At 40.6% G+C, this 23,824-nt stretch carries 15 protein-coding genes and 1 pseudogene; 6 read left to right on the top strand and 10 right to left on the bottom strand.

Going from position 1 to position 23,824, the window contains the following annotated elements; translation table 11 throughout:
* Positions 1-876: ATP-binding protein (locus tag FHS57_RS30825; protein ID WP_183980523.1), on the bottom strand; the 876-nt coding region annotated here is incomplete at its 3' end.
* Between the two features lie 191 nt (positions 877-1,067).
* Here FHS57_RS30825 and FHS57_RS30820 point away from each other — a divergent pair.
* The 5 genes from FHS57_RS30820 (at position 1,068) to FHS57_RS30800 (ending at position 7,437) form a co-directional block, all read left to right on the top strand.
* Complete coding sequence (locus tag FHS57_RS30820; RefSeq protein ID WP_229601503.1) at positions 1,068-1,355, top strand: transposase; 288 nt, start codon at positions 1,068-1,070, stop codon at positions 1,353-1,355.
* A 133-nt stretch (positions 1,356-1,488) separates the two neighbouring features.
* Positions 1,489-2,157: a DDE-type integrase/transposase/recombinase gene (locus tag FHS57_RS30815; protein WP_183980521.1), complete on the top strand. Its 669-nt coding sequence runs from the start codon at positions 1,489-1,491 to the stop codon at positions 2,155-2,157.
* A gap of 667 nt (positions 2,158-2,824) precedes the next feature.
* Positions 2,825-3,430: a recombinase family protein gene (locus FHS57_RS30810; protein ID WP_183980519.1), complete on the top strand. Its 606-nt coding sequence runs from the start codon at positions 2,825-2,827 to the stop codon at positions 3,428-3,430.
* Between the two features lie 984 nt (positions 3,431-4,414).
* Positions 4,415-6,811 (top strand): tetratricopeptide repeat-containing sensor histidine kinase, encoded by a 2,397-nt coding sequence (locus FHS57_RS30805; RefSeq protein ID WP_183980517.1) that lies wholly within the window; start codon positions 4,415-4,417, stop codon positions 6,809-6,811.
* Positions 6,812-7,140: 329 nt separating this feature from the next.
* The gene (locus FHS57_RS30800) at positions 7,141-7,437 is read left to right on the top strand and encodes a hypothetical protein (RefSeq protein ID WP_183980515.1); all 297 of its coding nucleotides are present in this window, start codon (positions 7,141-7,143) and stop codon (positions 7,435-7,437) included.
* A 302-nt stretch (positions 7,438-7,739) separates the two neighbouring features.
* On the opposite strand, the gene FHS57_RS30795 is transcribed toward FHS57_RS30800, so the two are convergent.
* The 9 genes and pseudogenes from FHS57_RS30795 to FHS57_RS30760 all read right to left on the bottom strand — a co-directional run bounded on the left by FHS57_RS30795 (position 7,740) and on the right by FHS57_RS30760 (position 21,754).
* Entirely contained in the window at positions 7,740-8,087 is a 348-nt protein-coding gene (locus FHS57_RS30795; RefSeq protein WP_183980513.1) for an IS3 family transposase, read from the bottom strand.
* A 104-nt stretch (positions 8,088-8,191) separates the two neighbouring features.
* Positions 8,192-8,410, bottom strand: a complete 219-nt coding sequence (locus tag FHS57_RS32240; RefSeq protein WP_183980525.1) for an IS3 family transposase — start codon at positions 8,408-8,410, stop codon at positions 8,192-8,194.
* A gap of 124 nt (positions 8,411-8,534) precedes the next feature.
* Complete coding sequence (locus FHS57_RS30785) at positions 8,535-8,837, bottom strand: transposase (protein WP_183980511.1); 303 nt, start codon at positions 8,835-8,837, stop codon at positions 8,535-8,537.
* Positions 8,838-8,999: 162 nt separating this feature from the next.
* Entirely contained in the window at positions 9,000-14,519 is a 5,520-nt protein-coding gene (locus FHS57_RS30780; RefSeq protein ID WP_183980509.1) for an Ig-like domain-containing protein, read from the bottom strand.
* Between the two features lie 1,238 nt (positions 14,520-15,757).
* A pseudogene (locus FHS57_RS32285) lies at positions 15,758-15,942 on the bottom strand (transposase); the annotation flags it as partial.
* Between the two features lie 195 nt (positions 15,943-16,137).
* On the bottom strand, positions 16,138-16,716 hold the full coding sequence (locus tag FHS57_RS30775) for an AraC family transcriptional regulator (protein WP_183980507.1): 579 nt from the start codon (positions 16,714-16,716) through the stop codon (positions 16,138-16,140).
* 159 nt (positions 16,717-16,875) lie between these two features.
* Positions 16,876-18,927 carry a sensor histidine kinase gene (locus FHS57_RS30770; protein WP_183980505.1) on the bottom strand — a complete coding sequence of 684 codons (2,052 nt, stop codon included), beginning with the start codon at positions 18,925-18,927 and terminating at the stop codon, positions 16,876-16,878.
* Between the two features lie 37 nt (positions 18,928-18,964).
* Positions 18,965-21,019, bottom strand: coding sequence for a sensor histidine kinase (locus FHS57_RS30765; protein WP_183980503.1), 2,055 nt, complete (start codon positions 21,017-21,019; stop codon positions 18,965-18,967).
* Positions 21,020-21,754: a LytR/AlgR family response regulator transcription factor gene (locus FHS57_RS30760; protein WP_183980501.1), complete on the bottom strand. Its 735-nt coding sequence runs from the start codon at positions 21,752-21,754 to the stop codon at positions 21,020-21,022. It lies immediately after the preceding gene.
* A 632-nt stretch (positions 21,755-22,386) separates the two neighbouring features.
* Here FHS57_RS30760 and FHS57_RS30755 point away from each other — a divergent pair.
* On the top strand, positions 22,387-23,820 hold the full coding sequence (locus FHS57_RS30755; RefSeq protein WP_183980499.1) for a fibrobacter succinogenes major paralogous domain-containing protein: 1,434 nt from the start codon (positions 22,387-22,389) through the stop codon (positions 23,818-23,820).
* Positions 23,821-23,824: the final 4 nt, after the last annotated feature.

The following is a 23,824-nucleotide window of genomic DNA, read 5'->3' as shown; positions in this document are numbered from 1 at the left end:
GTGCATTTTCATCACCTCCAGAATCACCAAATTCTCAAAAATAGCGCCTTTGGCAAAATGTAACTGGATTTCGGCTTCGGTACGTATTCCCAACAAATAACATAGTAACCCTGTGTCGTAAAAATAGACTTTAGGCGCTTTGGTGATGCGTTTGTTGAAATTCTTATAATAGGGTGGCAACCGAAATAAAATGTACGACGCTTCCAAAACCGATGTCCATGCTTCTATGGTCTGACTGTTTACGCCCAAATCATTGGCAATACTTGAGGCATTAAATACTTGTCCTGCTCGCCCCGCCATCAAATACAGAAAATTTTGAAAAAGGGAAAGGTTTTGAACCTGAATTAATTGCCGTACATCTCGCTCAATGTACGTTTGAATGTAGGTTGGAAAAAAGTCGTCAGGTGATATTTCTTTTTGAATGAGCCTTGGATAACCTCCTTTAAATATAAACTCGTCAATGGGTGGTTTGTCAAGTAGCTCAAAATAAGAAAATGGTAAAAGGGTTAATAAGGCAACTCTTCCCGCCAACGACTGCGTAATTTTTTGCATGAGCAAAAAGTTCTGTGAGCCCGTCAAAACATACTCTCCAGTTCGGTTACGCTCATCAGTAAACACTTGTAAGTACGAGAACAAATCGGGGACATTCTGTACTTCATCCAAGATAACTCGGTTTTGGTACCGCTCCAAGAAACTACGCGGGTCATTTTGAGCCAAGGCTCTACTGTCAAGTAGCTCCAGGTTGACATACTGATAATCAGAAGCAAACAATTTAGAAAACGTGGTTTTCCCCGATTGTCTCGGCCCAGAGATAGATACCATCGGAAACTTAGTCAGTAGAAATTGTGCTTTATCAGTCAGTGCTCTTGGAATCATTTATGTAAATTTAAAATATAATTGTAAATTTACATAAAATTATATAAAGTTCAAATAATCAATGTCTTAACCATTGAAAGGGCGATAAAATCCCTGAAAGAGTATAATAATAGGATAATTAAGCACAACATTCTTGTCAGCCCGATAAAAAACTGGACACAAGTTAAGGGAAAACCTAACTTGTAGTCAATATGAGCAAACATCGTAAAAGTTGGAGTGAAACTGAGATAGAAAACATCCTCCAACACTATCAACAACACGGTATTACAGCGACGGTACGCCACTTTAACGTCGCATCTTCGATGATTTACAGGTGGCAATCCATGAAAGGGGAGCCTAAAACAAAGGGACAAAGTGGCATCAGTCGAGCAGAATACCATCATCTTTTACGTGAGAACCAACTTTTAAAAGAATTGGTCGCTGAGAAAGAAACGGTTCGCCGCTGCGACTTGAAATTCGAATTAAGGATGCTCTCTTAAAAAAAACTGTCTATCAAAACAAGAACGGCTAACAGTAGCTCAGGAATTCATTGATTTATCCTTTCCTAAGTACAAGGTATTGGCTTGGTGTTCTGTGGCTCGGAGCAGTTTTTACTATTGCCCCAGCATTGGTTTGAGAGGACGTAAACCTTACGCTGTTGTCAAAGATAAAAATGGGAAAGTTGTTGATAATGAGTTTGTTGTAAAAATCATAGAACAGCTTTTTCAGCATCCTTTTGTAGATTATGGGTATTACAAAACCTATATCTATTTGAGAAAAAAACAACATTTGCAGATTAGTAAACACTTGGTTTACAGGCTGATGAAGAAGCATCAATTACTTAGAAATCAGTATTGTACAAGTTCCAAAAAGATGAAACGTAATTGGGTCAAGGACTTGTTGCCGCAGGTAGAAGTACCTTTTACTTATCTTGAATTTGATATAAAGTTCGTCTGGGTTGCTGGTATGAATCGTAGCCTACAAGTCTTGACAATTTTGGATGTCTTTTCTCGATGGAATGTGAGTCATTTAATAGCTTACTCTATTAAATATCAAGATGTTATCAAACTATTTGAACGCGCTTTTGAACATATAACTATTCCTGAGAAATTTTATGTTAGATGTGATAATGGGTCACAGTTTATAGCAGATATGGTACAGAAGTATTTCAAAGACAAAAAGGTCATTCAAGAGTTTACTAAGCCTGCTACTCCGCAGCAAAATAGCCATATCGACCGGGTCGCCGGAGCGATCGTATCATTCCATCATGGAAAATGCTGTTTGTCAAAGGTTTCAGTTTAGAGATTTAAAAGATGCAAAGCAAACTATGAATCAATTTAGAGAATTCTATAATTTTGACAGGATTCACGGAGGAGTTGGCTTTCAAAGTCCATCCGAATTCTTGCAGTCAAAGGGCTTGGATATGAAAAGTAGCCCTATTAATCAAATCCCTATTCACTAAAATAAGGGAAAGCCAGTGTCCAGTATTTTGCGGTCAGCACAAAACAAGTTGTATAGCACTATGCCTAGCAATAAGCAACAAGCCTTCCAGAGCAATTTCCAACAGAACAAGGATTGAAACTGAATTCAATTTTGGTCGATAAGTCTAGGGCATATCCTTCCAGAGCAATTTCCAACAGAACAAGGATTGAAACAAGACCTAGAAGATGCTATAAAAAAATGCTACGACCACTTCCAGAGCAATTTCCAGCAGAATAAGGATTGAAACAAGATTGGGGTGTATCACTCAAGGGAGGCAACGACGAAATCTTCCAGAACAATTTCCAGCAGAATAAGTGTGCTGGCAGATAAAAACTGTCCAAACAAACCCCCGTTTAATTATACTCCTAACCGCCGTCATTTACCACCCCTCAAATTCGCCAACTTTAACCCTAAAAAGTCAACTATTGTTGTATAAGTATCAAAGTATAATTATCTTTAAAAATCAATCACATTACTTATACAATTCATGAAAATTGGTTACGCCCGCATCAGTACCAAAGACCAGTCACTACACCTGCAAACCGATGCCCTGCAAAAAGTAGGCTGTGAACAGGTTTTTACCGAAACAGCCTCAGGCGCCAAATCCGACCGACCCGAACTTCTCAAACTACTTGACTTCGTCAGAAATGGAGACATTGTCGTGGTGTATAAACTCGACCGACTTGGACGCTCCCTCAAACACCTACTCGAAGTCGTGGCATTGCTCAACCAAAAAGGCGTCGGCTTGTTTTCCATTAACGATGCCATCGACACCACTACGCCACAGGGTAGACTGTTCTTCAACATCTCAGCTAGTTTCGCCGAATTTGAACGAGACCTCATTCGTGAACGTACCCTCTCAGGTTTAGAAGCCGCCAGAGCTCGCGGCCGAAAAGGAGGGCGGCGAGCTGGCATGACCAAAGAGGCGATTAATAAAGCCATCTTGGCCGAAGCCTATTACAAGGAAGGAAAACTTGGGGTCAATGCCATTGCCCAGGAAATTGGTGTGTCCAAAATGACGCTTTACAAATACCTTCGCCACCGAGGAGTAAAAATCAGTTCGTACACTAAAACGAGCAACGAAAATAAGTAACACTGCCTGATATTGGCTTCTAAATACACCCATGTCTTGTCCTGAAATAGTTTTACCAAACCATCAGGGCTATAAAGAATCAATTTTAGAAATTTAAATGTAAAGCGGTAGATGAATACCGCCAAGGAAAAATTCCTTACCATGCTTTAGGAGAGAATTACGGTTACACTGCCACAACCATTCACCGTTGGATAAAATCTTACTGGAGGGGGTAACAATGGCCAGTAATGATTATTCTTTATTGGATATCAGGACTCAGACTTGGAAATCTAACAATCTGCAAAAGAAGCTGAATCAGAGTCGCATGAGGCAGTACAAAAATTGCGCCTACTGTGGGAATAACTGCGCCCCCCTTTTAGAAGAAATTATAGCTCTCAATGAAAAAGAATACGGGATAGAATTCAGAAAAAAGCTTGGTATCAGATGGTTAATCTTACCGGGGAAAGGGAAAAAAGTGTCCGTAATAAGTCATTCAACTCAAGAAAAGGCAATACTTTTGGGGAGGATGTAAGCTGTTTTATTTAGTGGAACTTTCAGAACATCACTTAAAACAGGCTTGGCGAAACCGCAATTGCGGTAGTTGCTATTACACATATTGGAATAGGGGTTGGTTTTGGCTACTTATCTCCGCTGATAGGTGCCTATTCGCGCACAATAGTTGACTATTATCTGTCAATGACTTTAGCTGCAGTAGATTCCGTCAAAGCTCTACAAATGGCTATTGAAGCAAATGAAAATATTTATGAAGTTATTATACCAATATTTTCCCATCTTTTGAACAGGCAGGTAAAGCCATTACTTATGCGGTTGATATTTAACCACATACAAGTATTGACTATCTAACTCCAATGAAACTCATCAAAATAAAGGAGAATTGAAGCGACAAAAATATACCAAAAAAAAAGCTTATCCACCTCTCTTTTAAAGCAGCAAAATTGTATAAAAAAAATGGTTGGCTAGTTTTGTAACCCAATCAATCCATCTATGAGAAAACTCTTTTTGTATGTTTTGTTAATGTGCAGCCCTTATCTTCTTCAAGCTCAAAACAAAAAGAAGTTAGACAGTTTATTGAGGCTAAATAACGTTTACCTGAAAAAAGATACAGTTAAAACAAAATTGTTGCTGGACATTCATAGCACATACGTCTTATTCGATTCAAGAACAGGGCTGAAATATGCTGATGAAGCGTTGGAATTAGCGCAAACCATACATCACCCCTTTTTTACGGCGACCGCCCAACTCCAAAAAGGGCAGTCGTTACAGGACAATGGTAAACCCGAGGAAGCATTACAGTTATATGCTTTATCGAGGCAGTACTTTGAGTCAAAAAATAAAAACCATTTTAATCTCGGATCTATTTATGTATCCATGGGTAGTGCATACTCTATACAACAAAAACCAAACCTTGCTTTGCAGTACCTACAAAAAGGACTTAATTTTTTTCTAGAACAAAAATACAAAAGAGGGGCAGCAAATGCTTATTTGGCTCTTTCGACGAGTTATCAACAAATGAACGACTGGGCAAAAGCAGAAGAAGCCCTCAAGAAATCAGAAGCACTGTATCGAGAACTGAAAGACAATTTGAGTATCACGCTTGTACTTATAAAAAGAGGGAGATCCCAGTTTGATACAGGAAATTATCAAAGAGCACTAGACTCGTTTTTAAAGGCTTTACAATTGTTAGATGAATCTATCTATTCGAATAGATTATACGAAATATATTCATTGCTCGGAGATATTTTTAATAGAATCGGCGACTTGGATAAAGTATTGCTTTATAAGCAAAAAGCGGTGTTAGTGGCCGAAAGTTTGGGACGAGAGCCCTTGATTGCCGAAAGTTATCTCAACTTAGGGGTAGCTTATTATGTACTCAATAACTTTGATCAAAGCCTGTTTTACTATTTAAAAGCATTATCAGTAGCAAAGAAAATTGACGACAAACCGAAATTGTTTATTATTTATTCGAAACTGGGTCCTGCCTATCTCAGGCAAAAAGACTTTGAAAAAAGCTGGATGTATTTACAGGAAGCCCACAAGCTGAGTCGCGAACTTCAAAATAGCCGTCATATCGCTGCTTCTTTGCACGATATTGGCAATTATTACTACACTGTTCCTGATTCCATTTTATTGAAACGGAGCATAGAGCCTTCACAACGGTATCAAAAATCGTTAGAATACAATATTCAAAGCCTTCAACTCTATGAAAAAGCAGGCGATAGGCGGAATATTTCGGCACGGTGGGCCAGCTTAAGTATTTTGTATCGTGACATGGGAGATTTTAAGCAAGCTTATAACGCATATAAAAAATTTATTGCCATTAAAGACAGTATTCTTAATGAAAACATTAAAAATGAAGTCATTCGAAAAGAAGCTCAATATGATTTTGACAAAAAGGAAGCTCAACTTAAGTACGAACAACAGCTCATAGCCAAGGAACTTGAGAAAGAAAAGCTTTTGACGATTCAACAGCAACAAGCTATTCAAATCACAAACCAAACACTTATTTTGAGTGAGAAAGACAGAGATTTACAAAGATTAGCTTATCTACAAGAGAAGGCAAAAAAACAAGAACGCGAACAGGAACTCAAACTCGCCTGGCAAGATAAAAAACTACAGAGCTCCCAACTACTTGTACTTACCAGAGAAAGAGCTCTTCAGCTCCAAACCCTCGCCCAAAAAAACGCACTTATCGGTTTTCTCATTGCCTCAATGCTGGGGTTGGTGCTGGCCGTGCTTTCGTTTTATCTGTGGCAACGCCAAAAACGCCTGAACCAAGAAAAAGTGAACAGTATGAACTTTACCAAACAACTATTACAGAATACTGAAGAAGAACGTCAACGAATTGCTAGCGACCTTCACGACAGCATCAGTCACGAACTCCTCACTCTAAAAAATATTCTTCAGGGAGATATTGCTACAGTCAGCGGAAAAATAGATAACATCATTAACGACGTTCGCAGCATTAGCCGAAATCTACATCCAGTGTTGTTCGATCAAATTGGATTAGTGCTCAACATCAAAACCCTCGTAGAACGTTTTGAGAACCAAAATGACTTTATGGTGATGACTGACATTGATTATGAAAGCGCCTTAACTTCCCCTGATGAGCTTCAATTATACCGTATCATTCAAGAGGCGTTGAGTAATGTGCTCAAATACGCCAATGCCCATGCAGCTAAAATTACTTTACAAGCAACAGAAAAACAAGTATTTCTTGAGATTCGGGACAATGGAAAAGGGTTCGATGTTGAAAAAACGCTGAATAGTGGTAAAGCTTTCGGGTTGCACAATATCATCGAACGGGCCCGGGTAATTGGCGGAACTACTCAGTTCCAATCCACTTCTAAAGGGACTGTGATATCGATTGTTATTCCTCTTTAACTGGCAATAATTGAGCCTTTTACGCTGACTGGATCAAAGAAGTGATGTTATTCATGGGTCTATTTGAAATTTGGACAGCTTTTTTCGCTATAAATAATGTAACACGTAAGGCCTATTTTCAGCAATGTTAATCTCTTTTTCCTCCTACAATCTCTTTGATAAACGGTGTAATACATTGTCACTGGTTGGGTAAAATAACTAGTAATTGAGCACTTGGGTTGAACAAATCATTTCATCAATTGTGTAAATTTTTTAACTACTTATAACGCAATAATTTCAATAAATCTTTTCTTTGTAACCAAGAACATTCATCCATTTAACGTTTCCCAATGCCCAAACTAGACCGCTCCGATTTTAAGTACAATGCCAAGGTGTTTGAAAAAAACTGCCTTTGGTGTGGAACTACTTTCTACGCTAGTAGATCTACTGCAAAATACTGCTCGGGTACTTGTCGCGGATACGCCAACCAAGCCAAACAATCCGAAGAAGCTGTCCCGTATGAGGAAACGGAGAAGATGATTTCGGCTTTATTATCGGAAAATGCCTACTTAAAAGGACAAATTCAGCGGTATATCAGTGACAATGAAGAATTAAGAAAAATCATCCGTCAACTTCAATCGGTGTAACTTAGGCTGATTAGAGATTCATAGGCACATTTTTAGAAGTAGCTGAAGATAGAAAATTCTTTCCCTACCTTCCTGAACAAACCACAAGAAATGGAGCAATCAATAAAGCCATCTTGGCCGAAGCCTATTACGAGGAAGCAATACTTGGAATTAATGCGATTTGCCCAAGAAATTAGGGTTTTTATAATGACCCTTGCAGGTGTGTTACCCCTATTGTAAGTTTCAATCCTTATTCTAGTGTAATGTGCTCTGAAAGTTATTTATTCAGGGTATACCGTAGAAGCTGTTTGGGGTGGTTTATTTTAGACGGACAGTTTACTTTGCAGGGTTACTAATTCATTTTGCTTGTAAATTTGCTCAAATTTTTTAGGACTCATGTAATGCAAAGCTGAATGTTTTCGAATGCGATTATAATAGACTTCTATGTAGTCAAAAAGCTCTATTTTGGCATTTTCAATACTATCAAATTGACCTTTTTCTAACAATTCCCGTTTAAGAGAAGCCAAAATAGATTCAGCATGTGCCTTCTCGTAGACAGATTTTTTTCCTGCCGTACTTTGTCGAAACAGATATTGATTGAGTAGTTTCCTAAATCTGGTGCCAAAATACTGTCCGCTTCTATCAGACTGGGCTGCTGGCGCAGTGAACAATTAATCCTTGAGTAGGTCAGTAAGGAGCTACCGCATTTTTGAAAGCTTCTAAAATCAGTTCCTCACGCATATGAACATCCAAATTCCATCCTACTATTTTACGGCTATATCGGCCCATCCATACTGATAAATAAGTCCGCAGCGGTGAACCGCCTTGGTGACTGTATGGCTTTTAGGCCTTGCTCTTTAAGCAATTTTCGAATCTTGTGACGACCTGCCTTATAGGCTCTTTCTTTTAGTTCTGCCCTTATTCGCCGACTTCCATAGCGTCTGCGATGAGTTTGAAAAACTATGCGTACCTCATCCGCTAAACCTGTTTCAATAGCCGATTGATGGGTTTTCCCCTTTACATATCATAGTAACTGCTTTTGTTGATACTCAAAGTTTTACACAAAATATGAACAGGAAAGAGGTCTCGTTCCTTACTAACAAAATCATACTTAGTTTTCAGGTCGGCTTGGCAAAAATCAATGCAGCTGCTCGGCGGCCCGATTTTTTTAAGATGTCTCGTTTTGTGTCTGCCTGACGCAGTGGTTGTTTAAGCTGTGCTACTTCCCGTTCTAACTCACAGACTCGCATGCTACGTTTGGTATTGGATTTACTTTTCCAATGGTAAATAATACCTTCGCTAATGCCTAATTCTTTGGCTACTTCAGGAACACTTTGTCCGTTTTCAACCTTATTTAAGACTTGAGCCTCAAAGCTGGCGTCATATTTACGCCAAGGTTGTTTGGTTGTTTTTGATGACATAACTTTGTAAAGTTACGCTTTTCAACTGTCCGTCTCAATAGAACCATTCCACCCCACTTTTTCAGACTATATGTCAGAAATCTGAAAGTAACCATGATGCACAAACACAAAAAATAAAAACATCCCATACGCAACGCAGATGGGATGTAACATTTCTTTACTCTACTTACTTTTCTGAATGGTGAAAGGAATACACAGGTCTTCTGGGCAGCAGTTAATTCCTGCTTCAATGATGATCGGACAGCAACCGTCCACTGGACAGGTCTGATTCATAGCCGTGAAGGTGTAGGTACCCACTTCTGACAAAAGGACGGCATTTCCTGAGGCAATAGGCGTACTGCCGCCGTTTTTGAACCATTGTACGTTGGTATATTGGGCTGGTACGTTCACTTCTACTTTATTAGCTGGGCACAATTTAAAAGGAACCGTAAAGCACTTAGTATCCATATCATCTTCGTCTCCTTTATGATTACACGGGGTTGAATCCACATCTTTTTCGAGGGTCGTACAAATCTCTGCCGTATTAAAGTGAACTCCTTCCTGTGTGGCTTTCACTTGGTAAGTCAGCGTGACCGTATCGCCGTTAGCAGGGACGCCTGCCGCAGCGACGTTGCCGATGGTCCATTGAATTACATTGCCGCTGATGGTGGCATTGCCTCGGCTTGCCGTGAAACTGCCCGCCACAAACTGTGCTGTCTTCGCAATCGAATCGGTGACTGATACTCCCGTCGCATTTTTATTAGATTCGTTCCACACTTTCAGGGTGTAGGTCAGTTCATCTCCAGTCTGAGCAATCTTCGTGTTGATGGATTTTTTCAAAGCCAAATCCACTGTGTCTGTGCAAGTTTGAGCATAAACCACAACTTTTGTTCTTAAATCAGGGTCGGGACACGTACCAACGGCTAAATTTCGCGCTTGTAAATAAAAGGTATCGTTGGCCGCCACTACACCGGTCGGTTGGTACGAAAGAGTGGCAGTGGCTAACGGGGTACCGCCTGCTGCTTTTTTATACCAATCTACAGTACCATAACCTACTATAATAGCATGGAGCATTGGATAGGCAGTACCTTTACAAACAGTGGTGTTAGCGGCTATTGGTGGTTCTGTGACACAATTACAGTCTTTGGGCGGGGCTATAACGGTGTCTTTTTTACAAACAGAAGAAAGACTGTCAGTGATGATGAGTGCAGTTCCAGCTGGAATGTTGCTGACTGTAAAGTTAGTTCCTGAACCACTCACTGTGCCTTTGTTTACTTTGATCATACCTGTTTGTGAAACAGTGATGCCAATTGACCATGAATTGGCCACGCATACCGAAGCAGTTGTAACTTTGAATGTAGGCAAGGTGCACGGCGCAGCACAATCTTGGGTTAGGGTCTTAGTGGTTTTGCAGTCTTTGTCTGAAGTGGCTGTTATCGTAACGGTTTGTCCTGTGGGTATTCCCGTCACGGTCAGACCTGATACCGTACCTTTGTCTGCTGTGATTGAGGCTGCATTAGTGGTTACAGTTACTGAATAACTCAAATTGTTGGCGTTACAGGCCGTCTGCGTTGAGAGTGTCGGTTTCGGATGTATCAGCCAACTTACTTTGGTGCGGGTGGGGCTTTTACAACCTGATGTTGGATTGACGGCTTCTACATAAAAGTCGCCCCCCGCTGGATACTGTGCAATGGCTGGCGTGTAGCTTAATCCGCTTGCCACCTTTGTCCCGCTCGATGCTGCATTGTACCAATCGGCTTGCAGGCCTGGGTCTACTGTTGCCCTTAAAACAGGAGCAGGATCACCTTCACAAATTTCCGTATTTGTTCCAATGGGTGGGTTAATAGTGGGGCAATTACAGGATTTAGTAGCCGAAGCGGTGGCGGTACAGCCGTTTGCGGTGGCGGTAAGGGTTACGGTTTGTCCTGATGCAATCCCTGTTACGGTGTTACCTGACACAATTCCCTTATCAGCCGTTACAGTTGCCCCGGCAGTAGCGGTGAAAGTGATGCTATAGGTTGTTAAATCAGTAGCACAACTGATACCCGTTGCATTTATAGATATGGTAGGTTTGGGCGTTACCGTCACGGTCGCTGTGGCGGTTCCTGTGCCTGAACAACTGCCCGAACTTACCGTACAGGAAGCGGTATAGGTAGTGGTTGCTGTTGGGCTAACGGTTTTGACAGCTCCCGTAGTGCCGTCATTCCAGCTGATACTGCCAGCACAGTTGGAAACCGTCAGTGTTGCGGAACTTCCGGTGCAGATACTTGGGCTGTTGACCGTTGGCGTAGGCGTCGCTACGGTTGAAACGGTAACCGTACCCGTAGCGGTGGCTGTACCATTACATGGGGCTGTGCCTTCGCTGCACGTTACGGTGTAAGAGGTTGTCGCTGTAGGATTTACGGTGATGCTTGCAGCGGTGCTGCCAGTGTTCCATGATACTGTACCATTACAGTTAGAAACCGTTAACGTCGCTGTTCCGCCCGTGCATATCGTTACATTATTGACCGTGGGGGTCGGCGTTGGTTTAGGCGTTACCGTCACGGTCGCCGTGGCGTTTCCTGTGCCTGAACAACTGCCCGAACTTACCGTACAGGTAGCGGTATAGGTAGAGGTTGCTGTTGGGCTAACGGTTTTGACAGCTCCCGTAGTGCCGTCGTTCCAGCTGATACTGCCAGCACAGTTGGAAACCGTCAGCGTTGCGGAACTTCTGGTGCAGATACTTGGGCTGTTGACCGTTGGCGTAGGCGTCGCTACGGTTGGGACGGTAACCGTACCCGTAGCGACGCCGCTGCAACTTCCTACACTACACGTAGCTGTGTAAGTAGTCGTGGAAGTAGGGCTGACGGTTTTTGTGGCTCCCGTAGTGCCGTCGTTCCAGCTAACGCTGCCGTTACAGTTGGAAACCGTCAAGGTCGCGGAACTTCCAGCGCAGATACTTGGGCTGTTAACGCTTGGCGTAGGTTTGGGCGTTACCGTCACGGTCGCCGTGGCGTTTCCTGTGCCTGAACAACTGCCCGAACTTACCGTACAGGTGGCGGTATAGGCAGTAGTTGAGGAAGGGCTAACGGTTTTTGTAGCTCCCGTAGTACCGTCGTTCCAGCTGATACTGCCGTTACAGTTGGAAACCGTCAGCGTTGCGGAACTTCCGGCGCAGATACTTGGGTTGTTAACGCTTGGGGTAGGAGTGGTCGCGGTTGAGACGGTAACCGTACCCGTAGTGGTGCCGCTACAACTCCCTACACTGCACGTAGCTGTGTAAGTAGTCGTGGAAGCAGGGCTGACGGTTTTTGTAGCTCCCGTAGTGCCGTCGTTCCAGCTGATGCTGCTGGCACAGTTGGAAACCGTCAGCGTCGCGGAATTGCCCGCGCAGATACTTGGGCTGTTAACGCTTGGCGCGGGTTTGGGGGTAACTATTACCGTAGCTGTGGCGGTTCCGGAGCATCCCCCGTAGGTTGTACAGGTAACCGTATACGTGGTAGTAGCTGTCGGGCTAACGGTTTTGTTTACTCCGCCCGCATTATCGTTCCAGGTTAGCGTTGTACCTATGCAACCGGAAACTGTCAATGTAGAAGTACCGCCTTCACAAATTGTGGAAGAAGTTACGTCTATTGTCGGTACGGGCTTATTTACAACTGTTACCGTAGCGGTCGCTGTCCCAGAGCAGGACCCTGCCGTACAGGTAGCGGTGAAAGCAGTGGTTGCTGTTGGACTGACGGTTTTGGTGGCTCCCGTAGTGCCGTCGTTCCAACTGATACTGCCAGCACAGCTCGTGACCGTGAGCGTTGCTGAATTACCTGTGCAGATCGTAGGATTGTTAACGCTTGGCGTGGGATTTGTACACAGACAATTTGCCGGGGCCGTATAAGTAATACTCCCCTGACACGAAGCACCACTGCTTACTGTCGCATAAACGGTATGATTGCTGCTGTTTGCTGTAAACCCTGTTAATGTATAGTCTACCCATGTTGTACTTACCTGGCTGTTAGGGATAGTGTAAGATTGGCTTGTCGTACCGTCCGTAAATGTAATGATACTACCTCCAGGTGCATTCACTATTGTTGCTCTGCCGGTGACTGTATAAGAATTATCGGCTGAATTGCAGGAACTCGGAATAGCGGTGAGAGTGACAGTACAGCTAATGGCACCACAGTTCTGTGGTGCCGTATAAGCAGTTGACTTAGTGCAGTTAACGTCGCTGAACGAAGCCGTAACCGTATGGGTACTGCCGCTAGCGGGAATCCCTGTGAGTGTATAACTCAACGGGACTGTAAAAGGTGCATAAAACATCTGACTTGCTATGCCGTCACTTACGGTAAGTGTACCGGTACTCGGTGGATTACTGAAATAAACAGTGCCGCTTACAGAATAAGTATTAGTGCCAGAATTGCAGGCACCAGGCACGGCACTTACGCTGCTGATACTGCAAGTCTGTACAGTACAACTCTGTGGTGCAGGATAAGTAGTGGTATTTGAACAACTGGCCGCACTAAACGAAGCCGTAACCGTATGTGTACTACCGTTAGAGGAAATCCCAGAAAGAGTATAAAAAATAGGACTCGTAAAAGGTGCATTAAACGTCTGACTTATCGCGCCATCGTTTATCGTTAGTGTACCGATGCTCGGTGGATTCGTAAAGTCAATCCAGCCAGTAGTGGAATACGTATTCGTAGCTGAATTACAGGCACTGGGTGTGGCACTTACACTACTGATACTGCAATTCGTACAACCTGTTACTACCACGCTTTTAGTTACAGTACAGCCTTGACAGTCAGTAACAGTTACATAGTAAGTACCTGCTGTGGTAGCGGTGATACTTTGTTGAGAAGACGTAAAACCATTGGGCCCAGTCCATGAGTAAGAAGGAGTGGAAGAAGAACTTTCACATTTATAATATACCCGTATTTGATCCATTTCAAACATAGGAGCTGTTTGACCATCACTTAGGGGGCCTTCGGGTGCATATCCTTGGAAAAAAATATCAAATGTGTTAAGAATAGAGTTGATAGTAAGGGCTGGTACAGAAGACAAATCTAAAGTGTATTGAGTCCAAGTAGTACGAGGTATAGCAATAGCGTCTATATAATAGAGACCAGGAGATTGGCTTCCTCCGGCTGTAATTCGAACCCCTAATTTGGTACACGCTACCGAGCTTAGTTGAGTAACACCTTTCACATAAAAACTCAGTTTACTTAGTTGAGCAGGCTGTGCAGAAGAAGCTGTTATTCTTAAGAAGAAACCCGCAGCACAATTATTAGAAACCAGGACATCGCCACAGAAACTATTACCATTGTACCCTTCTGTGCACATTCCGGTGGTAGAAGTCTCTGCTCCTGTACCTCCAAAGGAAGCGTTACAAGAATATGTTTGATTGGTTCCATAAAACATATTATAAGGGTCAAGATTAACTTGACAAGCCGTAGAAGAAGCAGGGGCTACTGTAGCGGGAAAAGCTCCTTGATATCCTGTCTGTCCGGGATTCTTACAATCGTCTAGAGAGTAAAACAAACCCAATGTTTCTGTTCCTGTACAATTATTCGCACCTGTTACATTGGCTGTAAGTGTAGTGCTGCCGTTACATACAGAAGTATTGCCCGAAATGTTGGCATTGAGTGTGCATTGTGAATAAATACTTCTTGAAAAGAATAGTGCTGATGCTAACAGGAGATACCCCATTTTTTGGGGGGTGAAAAATGGATTCATTGGCATAGTAGGGTGTAAAGTTTAAATGAGCAGGATACAGTAGGTATCCGCCTATACACAAGCAAACTATGGTCTACAATAAGCAGGAAGAGTCTTATAACAAATCCAAAGAAAGAAATAGCTTGTGAAATCAAGTTTGGATAAGGCAAAACGCCGTTTTGATAAGTCTACCGTTAAAAGGGACTTGTAGCCCCTTGTTTTTATTGTAAAAATGAAGCAAAAGGCCATATTTCCTTGTGAAACACAGTCTTAACAACATAAGCTTCTTTTTTTTAGCCTATTTATTCCCGAGAAATATCAATTTATTTTGAATTGGCTTGATTTTTGCTATGTATTTTTCAACTGTTGCATCTGATATCTCTTTGGCGTAATTCCAAAATGCTTCTGAAACATTTTGTTAAACTTAATGGCGGATTTTGCGTTGTATCCTACCATTGTTGATACAGCATTTGCTTTGTATCCTATTTTCAACAATTCGGTACTTTTTTCTATTCGGGCTTTCAAATTAACTTGGGTTAACGATTCTCCCTATAGGTTGCTTGAAACAATGCTTCAACTTTTTAGGGAAAATTTTAAATTCAACTACTATCTCTGGAAGACTTGGTAACAGATTGATATGACGCAGACATGCCTGTCATTAATTTTGTGGGCGATTGTACTTTCATTTGTTGGACTAGCAGTGTCTCGGAGCTAGTCTTTTTTACAGCGTATTTCACTTCAAAGGGCAAATACCTTGACAACATAAACTCAAGGCAGGGGGCAAGAGTTCGGGGGTTATTTGGATGTTCACGGATGGTTTGATATGTCCGGGTGCTGTATCCTCACGAGGACAGCATAGGTTGGGTGATTACAGTCATATTCATGAAAAATAAAATTCAAAAGTAGGTTCTTAAACACATTATAGACTTCATTTCAATTTATCAGAAATAGTAATAGAATAAAACCAAGAAAACAAAACGGTACTTTTCGAGCCAACCTTCCATAAATGAGCGTTGGACTTTAAGCCTGTCAAAACCTTGTTGATAGAGTTATATCAGTTCATTCATTTTCTTGACAAACGGTGTTTCATTGACCCATTTTTTGAGCGATTTCCAGACCCTTTCAATAGGGTTCAAGTCAGAATAAGGGCTTGAAAGTCTGCACTATATACAGGTTGTTCTTCCAAAAACTCATCCAGCAAATCTGCATAACCTACTCACATTGTGTATAAAAGTTAGGTCTAACGGCTTGCTTTTCTATTCTTTAACTTGAGGAATTACGTGTTCGGTAATTTCAGAGAGAGTAGAGTGGCGTGAGATATTTCCACATCATACATTTGATGAATGTGGCCTGATATATCTCTGAAAATCATGCCCTTACTATAAATCCCAATGGTTTGAAGAGCGAAATTATTAGCCAGAACAGTTTCGCGTTTTCTAAAAATTGTTGAAGTAATAGAGCGAAAACTCCCTGTATATCATTCATCAAAACTCAGTTATTAAGGTTTTCATGAATGATATACAGGACTAACTCATATATAACTAATAAGCGAGGTATTTTTAAATAGACTCCATTTTTCCAATTGACTTTACAATCCCATATACAATAAAAACTTAGACTTGATTTTTGTTGTATACTCTTAGTCAATATCTACTTGTTGTTGATACTTCTTTGGAGTAATTCCAAAATGCTTTTGAAACATTTTGTTGAATTTAATGGAAGATTTTCCACCATAACCTACCATATTTGAGACTTCATTTGCTTTGTAGCCTCTTTGTAGTAGCTCAGCCGCTTTTTCCATCCTGACTTTCATATAGGTCTGATAAATTGTGCCACCATACGTTTTATGGAATGAGGCTTTCAATTTCTGAATCGGAACCTTAAACTCAGCAGCTATTTGTGGAATTGGCGGTAGTGGATGCTTCGAAATAATGCTTATATATCTTTCATAAACCTCATTAGCAACGTTACGATTATTGCCTAATTCTCTTAAATTAGGTAGAGTTACATAACCTTTTTGCGGCATTTGAGTAGGAAATTCCTCTGTAACGTTCTCTTTTACATTACACTTTACTTCAAACGAAAAATGCCTAGCTATCATAAATTCAAGGCAAGGAGCGAGTGCTTCAGGAGTTATTTTGATAACAACAGAGGGTCTAATGCGGGTTTGTTCGGCGTCTTCATGGAGATTGAACTTAGCTTGGGTTATTGTGTTCATGTTCATAAATAATAAATCAAAAGTAGGTTATTAAACACTTCAATTACCAGCAAAGGTCAAACCAAAAGTAGACTAAAAATAGCCTCATTTTGCGTACGTGCGATATAATGGTACAAAAGCACGCTTTTATCATTTCAAACGGCAAATAAACATACCAGTTTATACAGGCAAACACACTGTTACCTGCGTGCCTTTTCCTACCTGACTTTTGAGTTGTATATCTCCGCCTAGTTTTTTAGCAATATCGAGGGATAAACCCAAGCCTAAACCTGTTCCTTTTTCTTTCTTTGTGCCTGCGTTTGGGGTAGGATAATAAAATACCTGCTGCAACTTATCGGGGGCAATACCTATCCCCGTGTCTCGTACTATAATTTGGGCTACTTTATCTTTGATTTGACAATCAAGCTGAATAAACCCGTTTTCGGCCGTAAATTTAATCGCATTGGTGAGCAGGTTTCTAAGAATGATTTTCAGATAATTTTCATCGGTTTTCAGTTCACATTGGGCATCAATGGCATTGAGGAAGGTAATGTTTTTTTCGTTAAAGTTGTGTTCATATTCACTCATCAACGACTCCGCCAAAGGACGTAAAGGAACAGCGGTATAAACAGGCGTACTGCCTTTGAGCTGCATACTTGCCCAATAGAGAACATTATTCAAAATATCCTGCACTCCTTTAAGCTCTGATTGAATGGTTGAGCGTTGGCTTTCGATAGAATGATTGAGGCTTACAATGAGCCGATTGATGGGGGCTCTGAGGTCGTGGCTGAGTAGGGCAAATATTTTGTCTTTCAGGTGGTTTGTTTCTTCCAATGCCGCTGCCTGTTGGCTGATAATGGCGTTTTGTTGGCGGGTTTTGCGGAAGTTATAAAATGCCCAAGCAGTACTAAGCAAAGCCACCAGTGCCAATAGAGCGAAGATATATTTTTGACGTTTTTCGATTTGGGCTTCTTGTTCTTTCAATAAGGCTTGTGTTTGGGCGGCTTGTACTTTTTTGTCTTGCTTTATTTGTTCCAACTGCACATCGTTTTCTGCCATCAGGGCTTGTTTGCCCACATCGTGCATTTGTTTATAAAGCACATCGGCTTCTTCGTTGCAGGCAAGTGCTTGTTTATAATTCCCTGCTTTTTTGTAGGCTTTGCTGAGGTAAACCAAGGTGTGATATTTCTCGTTATCCATCCCTATAATGTTTTCTGCAAGGTTCATATAATGAATGGCTTTGTTGAGGTAATCAATAGCCTCTTGGTTGCGATTGAGCATATAGGTATTTTGCCCCATAAGCATATACTTAATACCAAAAACAGCCAATCTATAATGAGCCAAATTTGCATGAGCCTCATCATTCTTTTGGGGAGAAAAATCAGCACATAACTGATACGATTTTTTATAATCTTGAATCGTAAAATAGTATTGAGCCAAATTCAAATATAATGCTTCCTTATGTTCAGGCTCTTTAAAAGATTGATTATAAATGGCATACTGCTTTAAGATATGTTGTTCATCACTTTTTTTGCCAATAATGGCCTGTTGTTCAAAGCTTAAAAGACAAAAATATTCATAATTATATCCCGTTTTTAGCGTAAACCTCTTGTATAAGTTCAAATAAGTATTGAATTTTTTAGACCCTATTTCATAGTCCAACTCACTACATATTCTTGCATACGTCATTCTTATTAGAGTGGAATCTATTTTAGTTAATTTTATTTTTTTTTGGATATGGTTGATAAGCTCAAAACTACCTTTGAAATATTGATATTTACTGGAATCAAAGTAGATTCTATTGAAATTAAACCATGCTATTGAAAAATATTCTTCATTTTTAACTTTATGGGCTAGGTCAAGACTTTTTTTATAATATTGTCCAGATAGTTCAAGGTATTTTTTTTCAAGTGTGGCATCTATAGTCTTTTTTTGTAAAAGAGTATAGATATTCCCTAATGTATTAAATACTTTTGGAGATTTATGGTAATTTCGGTAGTACTTTGCTAATTGTTCTGCCCTTAAAGCATATATTAATGCGCTGTCTGTTTGTGATTTATCTTCATAATAATTAGCAATATCTGTTAATGCCATCATACGAGTGGTATCGTGCTTGGCAGCCGTCAAATCAGCTTGGAGCTTTTGCAGTTCGGGGTCAATAGGAGTAGGTTTTTGGGCAAGGACGATGCTGGCTACAAAAAGTAGCAATAAGTAGGGAAATAGGGCTTTCATAGAGGCTTTTATTTTAAGAAACTTTTGGTTATTTGTTTCATGCAGCAGGCAAACACACCATTACCTGCGTGCCTTTTCCTACCTGACTTTTGAGTTGTATATCTCCGCCTAGTTTTTTAGCAATATCGAGGGATAAACCCAAGCCTAAACCTGTTCCTTTTTCTTTCTTTGTGCCTGCGTTTGGGGTAGGATAATAAAATACCTGCTGCAACTTATCGGGGGCAATACCTATCCCCGTGTCTCGTACTATAATTTGGGCTACTTTATCTTTGATTTGACAATCAAGCTGAATAAACCCGTTTTCCGCCGTAAATTTAATCGCATTGGTAAGCAGGTTTCTAAGAATGATTTTTAGATAATTTTCATCGGTTTTTAGTTCACATTGGGCATCAATGGCATTGAGGAAGGTAATGTTTTTTTCGTTAAGGTTGTGTTCATATTCACTCATCAACGACTCCGCCAAAGGACGTAAAGGAACAGCGGTATAAACAGGCGTACTGCCTTTGAGCTGCATACTTGCCCAATACAGCACATTATTCAAAATATCCTGCACTCCTTTAAGCTCTGATTGAATGGTTGAGCGTTGGCTTTCGATAGAATGGTTGAGGCTAATAATGAGCCTGTTGATGGGGCTTCTAAGGTCGTGACTTAACAAAGCAAATATTTTGTCTTTCAGGTGGTTTGTTTCTTCCAATGCCGCTGCCTGTTGGCTGATAATGGCGTTTTGTTGGCGGGTTTTGTGGAAGTTATAAAATGCCCAGCCTGTGCTGATAAATGCTATCAAAGCTAATAATGCGAAGACATATTTTTGACGTTTTTCGATTTGGGCTTCTTGTTCTTTCAATAAGGCTTGTGTTTGGGCGGCTTGTACTTTTTTGTCTTGCTTTATTTGTTCCAACTGCACATCGTTTTCTGCCATCAGGGCTTGTTTGCCCACATCGTGCATTTGTTTATAAAGTACATCGGCTTGTTCGTTACAGGAAAGTGCTTGTTTATAATTCCCTGCTTTTTTGTAGGCTTTACTGAGATAAATCAAAGCTGTATATTTTTCATTTTCTAGACCATACTCATTTAATACAATATTGAAAAAGGTTATGGCTTTTTGTAAATGGCGAATAGTTTCTTGATTACGATTTAGCATATAGGAATTTTTCCCCATAAGCATATATTTGAAACCTAAAAAAGCAAATTTAGTATTAGCATTACCATACTTTTGGGGAGCAAAATCAGCACACATCTGATACGATTTTTTATAGTCTTGAATCGCAAAATAGTATTGAACCAAAGACAAGTTTAATTCATCTTTATGTTCAAGTACTTTAAATACTTGCTGATATGCAGCATATTGTTTTAAGATATGTTGTTCATCACTTTTTTTGCCTAAAACAACCTGTTGGTCAAAGGTTAAAATACAAAGCTCATTATAATCGTTACTCTTTTTGGGTGTAAAATTTTTAAATAAAGCGAAATAGGTATTGTATTGTTTAGACCCCATTTCATAATCTAAATCATAACATACTTTTTTACATGTTAATCTTAATACAAGAGAATCTAAGCCAGTGAGCTGAGGTTTTTTCTGAATATAATGGATAAGTTCAAAACTACTTTTAAAATAAGGGTATTTACTAAAGAAGCGAAGGTTTTCCACGATATTATACCATGATTTTATTACATATTCTTCATTTTTAAACTTACGAGCAAGGTCAAGGCTTTTTTTAAAATATTGTCTAGCTAATTTAGGATATTTTTTTTTAAGTGTTATATCTACGGTGTTATTTCGTAAAAGAAAATATGTGGCTCCTATTGTATTAAATACTTTGATTGTTTTAGCGTAATTTGGGTATTGATTGGCTATTTGTTCGGCTTTTAAAGCGTAGACTAAACCACTGTCAGGTTGTAATCTTATATTTTTATAATAATTAGCAATATCCATCAATGCCAACATACGAGTAGTATCATGTTTGGCAGCCACTAAATTAGCTTTTCGCTTTAGCAGTTCTGAGTCAATGGGAGTAGGTTTTTGGGCAATAGCTAAAGAAGCTTGCCCTATCCATAAGGCAAGCACAGTTAGCATATAATAAAGCGTTTTCATTTATGAATAGGAGTTTTCAACCTCGTTATCAAATAAACGTAGCAATCGATCCAGTCTGCCCTTGTAGGAAGAGCCAATAGGCACAGAGACATTTTTTAAGTAGAGCTTGTTATGGTCAAATCCCGTCAATTTGTTCAGATTAATGATATATGACTTGTGCACCCGCATAAACTTTTTTTCTTCAAGCATCGCTTCAAGTTCCGTCAGAGAATCGTTGATGACGTGCGTAATACCATCTTGGGTAATCACTTTGGCGTAGATTCCGTACCCTTCAAAATAATCAATTTCATCAATACAAAAACGTTGAAACTTTCGCCCCATTTTCAGGAAAATGTTTTTAGCGTCTATCAACTGACCACTCTCGATATCGGTGTCTATGGCTCGGTTGATAGCTAATACCAGCCTTCTCAAATCAAAAGGCTTTACTAGAAAATCTTTGGCGATGCCGATAGCATAGCTCTCTACGGCATAGTCGGGGGTATTGGTCACAATCACCACGGGCGGTAGATGCGGAAACTGCCGTAGCAAATCAAAACCATTTAGTCCTTCGGAACTTTCTAAGTTTATATCTAAAAAGATGAGGTTGATGCTCGTCGATTTGAGCGCCATAACTGTTTCACTGTACGTCTTACAACTCCCTACTATTTTGATAAAAGCTAATTTTTCGAGTTGTGTCGATAGCTCTTGTACGAAGGTAGTATCGTCATCAACAATAAGGCATGAAACAATTTGCATAATAGTTTAAGAATAATTGTCTAATTGAACTACAGATATTCGCTGTATTGACTATTTGTTACCTAAAAAATCTACCGTTTAATAGGTTTTATTACTGAATAATAAGCCAATAGATACCAAAGGTAGCACTAAAGATACGCTTTGCAAATATATCTTCACATTTACAAAATAGCTAAACTAGTCACTCCAAAAGTTATGCCAAAATATCCCAAAATCGTATATTGAGCTAGCCTAAAAGGTAGATTGGAATGTTATTTTTGGTATTGACAATACAAAAAAGCCCATTCGCATACGATAAAGCTATTTTAGAAGTTTTTTACTTTTTTCTTCTCAAACGAAACTATAATAAAACGTTTCACAAGCTAAAATAGCTTTTCAGTACAGTATTTTGCCCAATGGCTTGCCAATTTCTGCAATGGAATGTTTTTGAGCCCTTCCTATCTCTACTGGCTTTGATTTTGTAACGGGATTTCCGTTGTCCTAATTTGAAAAATTACTTACTGATGCTGCATAGCTTCCCTGATTCTTCTTAACGAAGAACGAAACCTGCCGAATGAATGGGTAGTAAACCTCCCATGGTTTACTCGGTTCTGTACTACTTCATTTATGGATTCTTTACATTAATAAAAAGTATGAAACATTTTAACACAATTCATCGAACTACGCTGTTCTTGCTCATGGTTCTTCTAACAAGCCTCAGCAACTATGCCCAAAACAACGTAGCTCTACCTACTCAGTGTACTACTTGCATTGGTGGCCCCTGTACAGCCGTTATCCCTATTTTTTGCGAGGCAGCAGCTACCATTTCAGCGGGCGGTTCAGTTACGTCTAATGCTACAGGCGGTACAGGTGGCACTATCACTTGGGCTATCACGCCTACCACAGGTGTTAGCTCTACCAGCGGAAGCGGAGTTAGTACAGGAGCTATCACTTTTGCTACAGCAGGTACTTATACTGTTACGTTCATAAGTACCAACAGTTCGCTTCCTGTAGGTTGTAGCACTGCGGCTATATCTACCTGTTCTCGTACCATTACTGTGGGTGCTGCAACAGCAGCGGCGAGCATTGCTGCTTGCAGTAGTGGCGGTGCCTCACCTATCAGTTTCTCGGCAGGGGTTGCCTACACAGGTAAAGTAACGGTTTCTTACACTGGCGGCAATGGCGGGTCTTATGCCGCTGGCTCAGTGCCTTCGGTGGGTGCTACTGGCTTTACCGCATCTTGGGATGCTGGGACCTTATCCACAGGCGATGGAACTATCACTATTAATATTGCAGGCACTTCTGCTAAGGAGGGTAGTGCTTTTTTTACCGTTTCTATTGCAGGAAAATCAATTGCATTTGCTATTAGCTCTTGTGGGGCGAATGTACTAAAGTTCGACCAAATTAATGGGTCGACTATTATCCGTAGGGATTCTATTTGGAAAGCCATGTTGTGCCACAACCTTGGAGCAGATATTACGGCTGACCCACATAATCTTGCGGCAGCAGATGCTTGGCGGTTGAATGGGGCTTATATCCAATGGGGAAGGCGAGGCCCCAACATCACAGGTAATTCTGCTGTTGATTGGCAAACCGCACCAAATGATTTTGCTAATGGTTTTGTAGCAGCTCCTACTGCAAGTAATTACAGTACATATGGCCCTGTTGTGGGTTCTACTTGGGCAGCTACTTACGCACCCAGTGATCTACCCTATACTTGGACAGATGCCAAGGAGATAAAAACAGCCAATGAACCTTGTCCTGCGGGTTTTCATGTACCTACCATCGAAGAATGGTCGTCAATTTATTCGACCAACGGCGCTCCAGTTCGGGTTGGCCCTTGGACATATACAAATCAATATAATTCAGGCCTTCGTATTGGCTCTAAGCTAACACTTCCTGCCGCAGGATTAACATCGAGTTCGAATACTATTGGTTTTTTAGCACATTACTGGGCTAACTCACCCCATTCAAGTGATCGGGTTGACCCTGCCAATTCATATGCAATAACCTATAGTGGAGCTTCTTATCCATATTCAATAAGTTCATTTACTGGTGGTAAGTCTATTCGGTGTATTCAAGATTAATGTA

It is taken from the genome of Runella defluvii, assembly GCF_014195535.1.
GTDB classification, from domain to species: domain Bacteria; phylum Bacteroidota; class Bacteroidia; order Cytophagales; family Spirosomataceae; genus Runella; species Runella defluvii.
Note: the sequence above shows the minus strand (reverse complement) of the source record. Positions and strands in the feature narration are given on the sequence as shown.

What these genes read in the sequence shown, in the direction of transcription:
- FHS57_RS30820 (WP_229601503.1), top strand. Translation starts at nt 1,068, where the DNA reads ATGAGCAAACATCGTAAAAGTTGGAGTGAAACTGAGATAGAAAACATC.
- FHS57_RS30810 (WP_183980519.1), top strand. Translation starts at nt 2,825, where the DNA reads ATGAAAATTGGTTACGCCCGCATCAGTACCAAAGACCAGTCACTACAC.
- FHS57_RS30805 (WP_183980517.1), top strand. Translation starts at nt 4,415, where the DNA reads ATGAGAAAACTCTTTTTGTATGTTTTGTTAATGTGCAGCCCTTATCTT.
- FHS57_RS30800 (WP_183980515.1), top strand. Translation starts at nt 7,141, where the DNA reads ATGCCCAAACTAGACCGCTCCGATTTTAAGTACAATGCCAAGGTGTTT.
- FHS57_RS30785 (WP_183980511.1), bottom strand. Translation starts at nt 8,837, where the DNA reads ATGTCATCAAAAACAACCAAACAACCTTGGCGTAAATATGACGCCAGC.
- FHS57_RS30780 (WP_183980509.1), bottom strand. Translation starts at nt 14,519, where the DNA reads ATGAATCCATTTTTCACCCCCCAAAAAATGGGGTATCTCCTGTTAGCA.
- FHS57_RS30775 (WP_183980507.1), bottom strand. Translation starts at nt 16,716, where the DNA reads ATGAACACAATAACCCAAGCTAAGTTCAATCTCCATGAAGACGCCGAA.
- FHS57_RS30770 (WP_183980505.1), bottom strand. Translation starts at nt 18,927, where the DNA reads ATGAAAGCCCTATTTCCCTACTTATTGCTACTTTTTGTAGCCAGCATC.
- FHS57_RS30765 (WP_183980503.1), bottom strand. Translation starts at nt 21,019, where the DNA reads ATGAAAACGCTTTATTATATGCTAACTGTGCTTGCCTTATGGATAGGG.
- FHS57_RS30760 (WP_183980501.1), bottom strand. Translation starts at nt 21,754, where the DNA reads ATGCAAATTGTTTCATGCCTTATTGTTGATGACGATACTACCTTCGTA.
- FHS57_RS30755 (WP_183980499.1), top strand. Translation starts at nt 22,387, where the DNA reads ATGAAACATTTTAACACAATTCATCGAACTACGCTGTTCTTGCTCATG.